Source organism: Devosia insulae DS-56 (assembly GCF_000970465.2).
GTDB lineage: Bacteria > Pseudomonadota > Alphaproteobacteria > Rhizobiales > Devosiaceae > Devosia_A > Devosia_A insulae.
This window is the reverse complement of sequence record NZ_LAJE02000179.1, coordinates 1-7,669: the sequence shown is the minus strand read 5'-3', so window position 1 is coordinate 7,669 and position 7,669 is coordinate 1. Positions and strand designations below refer to the sequence as shown.

Here is a 7,669-nt window from a genome sequence, read left to right as displayed (position 1 = left end):
AACCCCCACCCAACCCCCGCATGTAGCGCCAAGTAACCACAAAGTATTACTTGACTTTTACTGCACGTTATGTTATACCCTAACATAGGTGCTGGCCCTGTGTTTACTCCGCATGGCTGTCGCTTAGTGCGCTGAGCTTGTCTCGCGCACGGTTTTACAGCAGTCACCCCGCTGGTCTTTGATCATTTTCCCAGCGGGGTGACGCCCATCACAACATCACCAGACGAATACGGACTCTCATACACGAGACATAACACGTCTTTCGTGAAGTGCCCGGCTGTTCAGGGTCTTACGCCTAGCCGGACGAACTATAACCACAGATCACTATCGGCTCATTCAAAACAGGAGGCCGCTTACTGACCACGAATATATTGGAGACACTATTTAATGACATTTCACAACAACGTATTTTTTAAGAACTACGTTGAAGCTAAGGGCAGCAATTTTGCAGAAGCCTACGCTTCAAAGACGCCCAAGGCGGGCGTTTCGATCCGCCAGAAGCCGGAGCCCGGCCTTGAGTTTGCCCGGTTCGCTATCGCGCTTGCCGCTGCCGGCGGCAACATCGTCCACGCGCACGAGATCGCCAAGCACCGTTATCCCAATGAGCGGCGGGTTATTACGTCGCTTAAAGCCGCGATGGGTGCCGGAACCACCACCAACCCCACTTGGTCGGCGCCGCTCGTAGACAGCTACCAGCGGTTCGCTGGCGATTTCGTAGAGTTCCTACGTCCGCAGACGATTATCGGCCAGTTCGGTGCCGGTAGCATCCCCTCACTACGTCGAATCCCATTCAACGTTTCTATCCCTGCTCAAACCAGCGGTGGCGAAGGCTACTGGGTGGGCGAGGGAAAGCCGAAGCCGCTGACCAAGTTCGATTTCAGTGAGATTACTCTTGGCTTCGCCAAGGTTGCCAACATTGCAGTACTGACGAATGAACTTATCCGGTTCAGCAATCCGGACGCAGAGTTGATCGTGCGTGACCAGCTGGCCGCAGCATTGATAGCTCGCCTAGATACTGACTTCGTGAATCCTGCCAAGGCAGCAGTTGCCAACGTCTCCCCGGCTTCGATCATCAACGGCGTGACGCCGATCGCTTCGAGCGGGGCGGATATCGAGGCCGTAGACACTGACATCAAGGCACTAGTCGCCACGTACCTCGCAGCCAATGTCTCGATCACTGGCGCTGTGTTCATCATGCGCGCCACGACTGCATTCTCGCTGTCGCTAATGAAGAACGTTCTTGGGCAGAAGGCTTTCCCGGAGATTTCGCTCACGGGCGGGAGTTTCTACGGCTTGCCCGCGATCGTTTCCGACTACGTGCCGGAAGGCACAGTGATCCTCGCCAACACGCGCGAAATCTACCTCGCTGATGACGGTCAGGTGATGGTGGATGCCAGCGGCGAAGCCTCATTAGAAATGTCCGACGCACCGACGAACGACGCGACTACAGGTCAGGGCGCTTCGCTCGTGTCTATGTTCCAGACCAACTCGGTTGCGATCCGTGCAGAGCGCTACATCAACTGGGCAAAGCGCAGAACCAATGCCGTAGCGGTACTGACCGGGGCGGCTTGGGGTGATGGAGCGCTAGGCTCATGATCACTCTCAAGCAGTTTGCTGCCAAGCTCTTCAGCCCCATTTGGGGCGGAGGGCGCGGCAGAACCGGTAATGTCTTTGTTATGAAAGAGCCATTCGCCGGGGCATGGCAGCGGAACCTAGAGGCAACAAGGGAGGACATGCTTTCCTTTCATGCCATCTACGCGTGTATCTCCCTCATCAGTTCTTCAATCTCAAAAATGAACGTGCGGTTGGTCCGCAAGGACGCTGACGGCATTTGGTCGGAGTATGAGAGCAGTGCCTACAGTCCTTGCCTTCGCCGGCCGAATTCCATCCAGAACAGGATTCAATTCTATTCCTCGTGGGTCACATCGGTCTTAACTTCTGGTTCTGCATATATCTTGAAGAAGCGGGACGCGAGACGGGTCGTGACGGAATTGTTCGTTCTCGATCCAAACCGAGTGGTGACGCTCGTCAGTCCGTCCGGTCAGGTCGTCTATGAACTGCAAGCGGACTCAACGGCAGGTTTGGAAGAGCCTGTTCGAGTCCCGGCTAGTGAAGTGATAGTCCACAGGATCAATTGCTTTTATTCGCCGCTCGTGGGGCTGTCCCCGATCTACGCCGCAGCGCTTCCGGTGCTGCAAGGGATCGAAATCCAGAAGAGCAGCGCGGCGTTTTTCCAGAATAATGCGCGTCCCGGTGGCGTCTTAACTGCCCCCGGCGCTGTCTCTGATGAAACAGTTGAGCAGCTGAAGACGGTTTGGGAGGCCAACTATACCGGCCTGAACGCTGGCAAGGTGGCCGTCTTGGCTGACGGACTAACTTATAAATCTTTCGACGTTCAGAGCGCTGCCAACAATCAGGTTGTCGAGCAATTGGAATGGTCGGCCCGCGTCGTCGCGTCGGTCTTCCACGTGCCCTACTACATGATCAGCGGCGAAATGCCCTCTTCGGAAAACGTCGAGGCGCTGCAAACGCAGTTCTATACGCAGTGCCTCCAGAGCCTGATTGAGCAGATTGAGCTTTGCCTGTCCGAGGGCCTTGGCGTTAGCGGCAGTCTCGCTGTCGAGTTCGATCTAGATGGCCTGCTACGCCTAGACCAGCTGGCGCAGATGGAATGGCTCGACAAAGCCAGCGGCAAGCTGACGGTCAACGAAATGCGCAAAATCCTAAACCGTAAGCCGTTGACCGGTGGCGACAGCGTGTTCCTCCAGCAGCAGAACTATTCGCTAGAAGCTTTGGCAAAGCGCGATGCTTCGCCCAACCCATTCGGTAACGGCGGAGCTACCAATGACAACGGCACGCTCAAGGCGGGCGAGGTCAACAATCACTTTAACACATTGAACAAACTGAGGAATTTAGAAAATGCAGCATAGCGACATGATCGTAGAGGAAATCGTTTCCACGCTTGAAAAAGTAATTGGCCAGATCGGTAGGCGGTTGGATGCGTTGGAGGCGGAAACCGGCGTTGAGATCGTCAGGGACATGGACCCGGACCGCACCGACTACCGAAAGGGCACGTTGGCCTCAATTGGTGGAGGTGGGCTCCAGCAGTGGACCGGCACCAGCTGGCACACTGTGCTGAATGGCGTCGAGTCAGTGAAGGTCGAGGGGGACACGCTTGTGGTCGAGCGATCGGACGGCACCGTGCAACGGTCAGCGATCAAGAAGACGGCGCGGAGCAAGCCCGTAAAGGTGGCGGCGTGAACCGAAGCGTTATGTTTGCGAAGCGGCGCACCAGATTGAAGACTGTCGGGACTTATCCCGGCAAGTGGTACTGGGACTCAGTCAATCGGCAGTTCTATGAAAGAGTCATTCCCGATTACGCTATTCCGGAAGCTGAGTTCAATTCGCGGTTCTATTTTCACACTGTACCACCGGAAGAACGGGAACGTCATGACCCGGCAGGCGTGATCAAATCTATTAAAAGTGCTGAAGTACATGGCCGAGTTTTTGAGCCAGACAATCCCGCGAATATTGTCGAGCGTGACGGACTCAAATTTGTGAATGTTAGGCAGAACTATTACGACGCGCTCAATGAGCGTCGTTCTAAGCGGGCGGAGTGACCGTATTAGTTTCAAATAATCAATCGTATGAACATAGTTGTTGACAGGCCATTACAAGATGGCTAGACCAGTCAACCCAAGTCAAGATGACTGGATAGAAGATTAAATGATTAGAAGAAAGGGTTTTATAGAACCACGATGACTACGAATAATTCAATCAAAACAAACAATGAGGTTTCCGACTACCAGAAGTCAAATGTCGTTCAGTTTCCGAGAAAGCCGCGAAAGCCATATCGTTGGGAACGTGCCGGGTCGCCCCCAAACAGGGAACCTGACGCAACTTACTATTACAAAGTTGAGGCGGGCCACACAGCATATGTTCAAAAGAAATGGGTCCTTGAAGACGGTGAGAAGGATTTTCGGACTTATCATTTTGTAGGCTACGGCAATGTCGGACCGGGCGAAGACGTCTGGCAAAAGGGTTTTGGCCCGTCAGGGCGGTTGCTCTATCGGTTGCCTCAGCTGGTCTCGGCAGACAAGGACGAATGCGTCTGGATTTGCGAGGGCGAGAAAGACGCCGATACGCTGGCGGCGCGGGGCCTAGTCACCACGACAAACCCGAATGGCGTTGACGGCTGGCACGACGATTTCGCCAAATTCTTCAAAGGAAGAAAATGCATCGTTGTGGAGGACAACGACGATGCTAGTCGATTCCGAACCAGCGCGATCAGACGCAGCATTAGCAAGCTGGCCGCAAGCGTCGAAGTCGTGCGCTTCGAAGACATGGCCGAAAAGTCGGACGTTACCGATTTTCTCGATGCCGGTGGAACGCTAGACGAACTGCTCGCGAGGATCGGCCCGGCCTATCGGCCCGACGAGATCGAGCGGGACAAGAACGGCAAGGCATATGCCAACCAGCGCAACGTCAAGTTGGCGCTGGAACTGCTAGGCGTCCGTCTGAGCCGCGACGAATTTCAAGATAGAATGCTTATCGAAGGACTGGAGGGTTTTGGCCCGGCCCTTTCCGATGCCGCGCTGAATCGGTTGCGAATGCAGATGGATGAAAACTGGCATCTGACAGTGGGCAAGGAATTCTTTGCGGACGTTCTTTTCGACGTGGCGCAGCAGAATAGCTTTCACCCGGTGCGGGACTATCTGGACTCGCTGGAGTGGGACAGGGTGCCACGTATCGATACGTGGTTGCAGCGGTATGGCGGTGCAAAAGATATCGAGTATGTCCGGGCAGTCGGCGCTCTGGTGCTCATTGCGGCGGTGCGGCGTATCCGCCAGCCCGGTTGCAAGTTTGACGAAATGCTCATTCTTGAAAGCGGCCAAGGTAAGGACAAATCTACGGCGCTAGCGATCCTCGCCAAGCGGGAAGATTGGTTTTCTGACAACCTGCCGCTGAACGCGGACGCTCAGAAAGTCATTGAGAGTATCGCGGGGCGCTGGATCATTGAGGCAGCCGAACTCAATGGCATGCGTAAGGGCCAGGTAGAACACGTGAAGTCGCTTCTATCTCGCCGTATCGATCGGGCGCGCATGGCATACGGCAGGGTTCCGCTGGAGGTTCCGCGACAGTGTGTGTTCATCGGCACTGACAACAGCGGCAATTACCTCAGGGACGGTACCGGCAACCGGCGCTACTGGCCGGTAGCTATCGAGCAATTCGACCTAGATTCTCTGCGCCGCGACGTTGACCAGCTATGGGCGGAAGCGTCAGCCAGAGAGGCAACAGGCCAAAGCATCCGCCTCGATCCAAAGCTGTGGGAAGCGGCGGCGGCAGAGCAGGAAGAGCGGCGGGTTGAAGACCCCTTCGTTGATCAGCTACGCGACACATTCGACGGCATGGCCGGTAAGGTGAAAGTGGTGGACGTTTGGACCGCCTTAGCGATGCAGCCGGGGCAGCGATCCCAAGAACACAACGTGCGGCTTGGCGCTGCAATGAAACAGCTTGGCTGGCAGCGAAAGCAGCGGCGGGACGGCGGTAACCCAGAATACACCTATGTACGCGGGGACAGTAATCGATGGATCGTTGTGCATCGCGGGACTGACGGAGGGCCGGGGAAGGCCTATTACGAAGACACCTTGCCTGCCAAAGCTGCGGACTCGGCAGAAGCGCCGTTCTAGGCGGTTACATTTGGCGGTTACGGCATAAGTTGTTGAATATGCATGCATATTCGACTGCCGTAACCCCCGTAACGTCTGTAGGACCTATTCCCGTATTACCCCTAATAGCCTACGCAGAGAGTGTGTGGCTATTTCTTCTCTATCAATAATAGAGGGATTACAGGGGTTACAGTCTCTAAATACTCGACAAATACAGGGGACTCAGCCGTAACCGTGGCAGTTACGGTTAGCAGTTACGGCAGTTACGCCGAACTCTATCAATTTCAATTTACATAAGGATATGAATGACACCAGAGATATACAAGTTCATTGCCTCGCCACGAGGCGAATACTACCCTATCCCAATGACATGGTTAGAAGCCAACAGCCATGGACAAATCCGAGATCAACGTGACGGCAAGTGGTTCGGGGAAGTGCGCTATCAAGACGACTTCCCCAAGGTACTGGCAGGACTTCTGCCAGTGTGGTCGCCAGACGTTGTAAAAGCCACCAAAACCCCAGCCAGTTATTTCCGAAAGCGCAATGAGAACGAAGAGAACCCCGATAGCGAAAACATCGGAACGGGCCAAGCGCACAATGGAGGTCAGCGAAAGAAAACAATCAAGGAGGAAGAACTAGAATGCCAAGGATGAGCAAAGCGGAAAAGACGATGATTGCAGACGATCTAATTTCGGATCGTTTTGACAGGGGCGCAGTTGCCGAACCAGTTTGGAACGGAGCCGTTGTGTTTCCTGATCAGCTGAAATCTGACGAAGAGCGCATAATCTACGAGAAGATATATTCGGACCTGCCGAGCAAGCACCTTATACGCGCCAGCGTTGAGCCGATCTTGGTTCAGCTGGTTCGTCACATCGTGCGGGCTGATCAGATTGCAGAGCTATTACGCCAGCCGGTGGCCACTACAGACGAGTTCCTGAAGCTCCTAAAGGCCGAAAAGGAATGCACGTCCGTTATCCTGAGCGCCTGTGTGAAGCTGAAAATCACGCCATCGGCTATCGCCTCATATCGAGGGACCCTGCTTGAGCAGAAACCGAGCGTGGACGAGAGGGCAAACAAGCCGTGGAACTTTGGCAGGCGGCCCGCCGAATACATCTAGCGGCAGATCGAGGCCGATCACCCATATCAGGTTGCGTTCTCAGGCTTCCCCTTTGACCACATGGCCTCGTAGATAGAGTGGATTGCCTCGAACGCGTCTACCATTTCAGTCAAAGTGGTGGGCGCAAAAACACCGCCGTCTTTGAAGGAGGCCCCCGACTGATAGCATTCGCTACCGTCGATGAAAACGAAGCGGTCGTGCAGCTTAGTAGATGCCGAGCGCACTTGAATAACCGTTCCATGCTGCTTTGCAAACATCGCGACAGACGGCAATAGCTGGGCAACCCCCTTCTGGGTGAGCAGCCGCACTTCGGTTCCTTCTTTTACGTTAGGAAGGTAGGATGACACAAATTCGGCGTCCAAATAGGGATCCACAAAAAGGATGTCTTTTGTCGCTGTTGCAATTATCTTCCTAAGTTCATCGAAGTAGACGAAGGGGGCGTTGGCCGCGATGGCCACTGCTGTCGGGGCCGAACTTGCTAGCCGCAAGGAATGTCGCGCCTCGTGCAATAGAGCGACCATGTCGGCATATCCTGCGGCCACGGTCAAAGAGTTGGCCATACGCGTGCGCTGCAAGTGGGTGTCGAACTGCACCGCCTTGAGCGTTTGCCACGCCCCTAGAACGGCTTTTGCTCTACCGAGCCATTCGACGACGTCAGTGGCCCCGAGCCTTACGATCGCTCGCGGACCGGGCAACGTTTTCAGTAATTCTTCGATTTCGTGTCGCAGATGCTCAGGTGTCATCGGCTTGCCCCTCCAGCCTACGACATACATTGGTCCGCGTTGGCGGCTCAACATCTAACTTCGCAACTCACCCGGACCCCGAAAGTAAATTCAGAACATGTTAGCGAAGTTCTGGAGCCCCCGCCGGTCCGCGCCAAGAC

The 7,669-nt window shown here is 54.8% G+C and carries 8 protein-coding genes; 7 read left to right on the top strand and 1 reads right to left on the bottom strand.

The features are described from left to right. The first annotated feature begins 387 nt into the window (after nucleotides 1-387). From VW23_RS12515 to VW23_RS12495, 7 genes are all read left to right on the top strand, one after another. Nucleotides 388-1,596, top strand: a complete 1,209-nt coding sequence (locus VW23_RS12515) for a phage major capsid protein (protein WP_069909908.1) — start codon at nucleotides 388-390, stop codon at nucleotides 1,594-1,596. After that, on the top strand, nucleotides 1,593-2,930 hold the full coding sequence (locus VW23_RS12510) for a phage portal protein (RefSeq protein ID WP_069909907.1): 1,338 nt from the start codon (nucleotides 1,593-1,595) through the stop codon (nucleotides 2,928-2,930). The genes VW23_RS12515 and VW23_RS12510 overlap by 4 nt, the downstream gene beginning before the upstream one ends. Then, nucleotides 2,920-3,261 (top strand): hypothetical protein, encoded by a 342-nt coding sequence (locus VW23_RS12505; protein WP_069909906.1) that lies wholly within the window; start codon nucleotides 2,920-2,922, stop codon nucleotides 3,259-3,261. Before VW23_RS12510 ends, VW23_RS12505 begins: the two co-directional genes overlap by 11 nt. A 35-nt stretch (nucleotides 3,262-3,296) precedes the next feature. Continuing rightward, complete coding sequence (locus tag VW23_RS28580; RefSeq protein WP_141728318.1) at nucleotides 3,297-3,620, top strand: hypothetical protein; 324 nt, start codon at nucleotides 3,297-3,299, stop codon at nucleotides 3,618-3,620. A gap of 138 nt (nucleotides 3,621-3,758) precedes the next feature. Then, nucleotides 3,759-5,690, top strand: a complete 1,932-nt coding sequence (locus VW23_RS12500) for a virulence-associated E family protein (protein ID WP_084646018.1) — start codon at nucleotides 3,759-3,761, stop codon at nucleotides 5,688-5,690. A gap of 284 nt (nucleotides 5,691-5,974) precedes the next feature. Then, a complete protein-coding gene (locus VW23_RS28575; protein WP_141728317.1) occupies nucleotides 5,975-6,322 on the top strand; it encodes a hypothetical protein in 348 nt (115 codons plus the stop codon). Continuing rightward, complete coding sequence (locus VW23_RS12495; protein ID WP_141728316.1) at nucleotides 6,319-6,786, top strand: hypothetical protein; 468 nt, start codon at nucleotides 6,319-6,321, stop codon at nucleotides 6,784-6,786. Before VW23_RS28575 ends, VW23_RS12495 begins: the two co-directional genes overlap by 4 nt. 26 nt (nucleotides 6,787-6,812) lie before the next feature. On the opposite strand, the gene VW23_RS12490 is transcribed toward VW23_RS12495, so the two are convergent. Next, nucleotides 6,813-7,529 (bottom strand): hypothetical protein, encoded by a 717-nt coding sequence (locus VW23_RS12490; protein WP_069909903.1) that lies wholly within the window; start codon nucleotides 7,527-7,529, stop codon nucleotides 6,813-6,815. Between the last annotated feature and the right edge of the window lie 140 nt (nucleotides 7,530-7,669).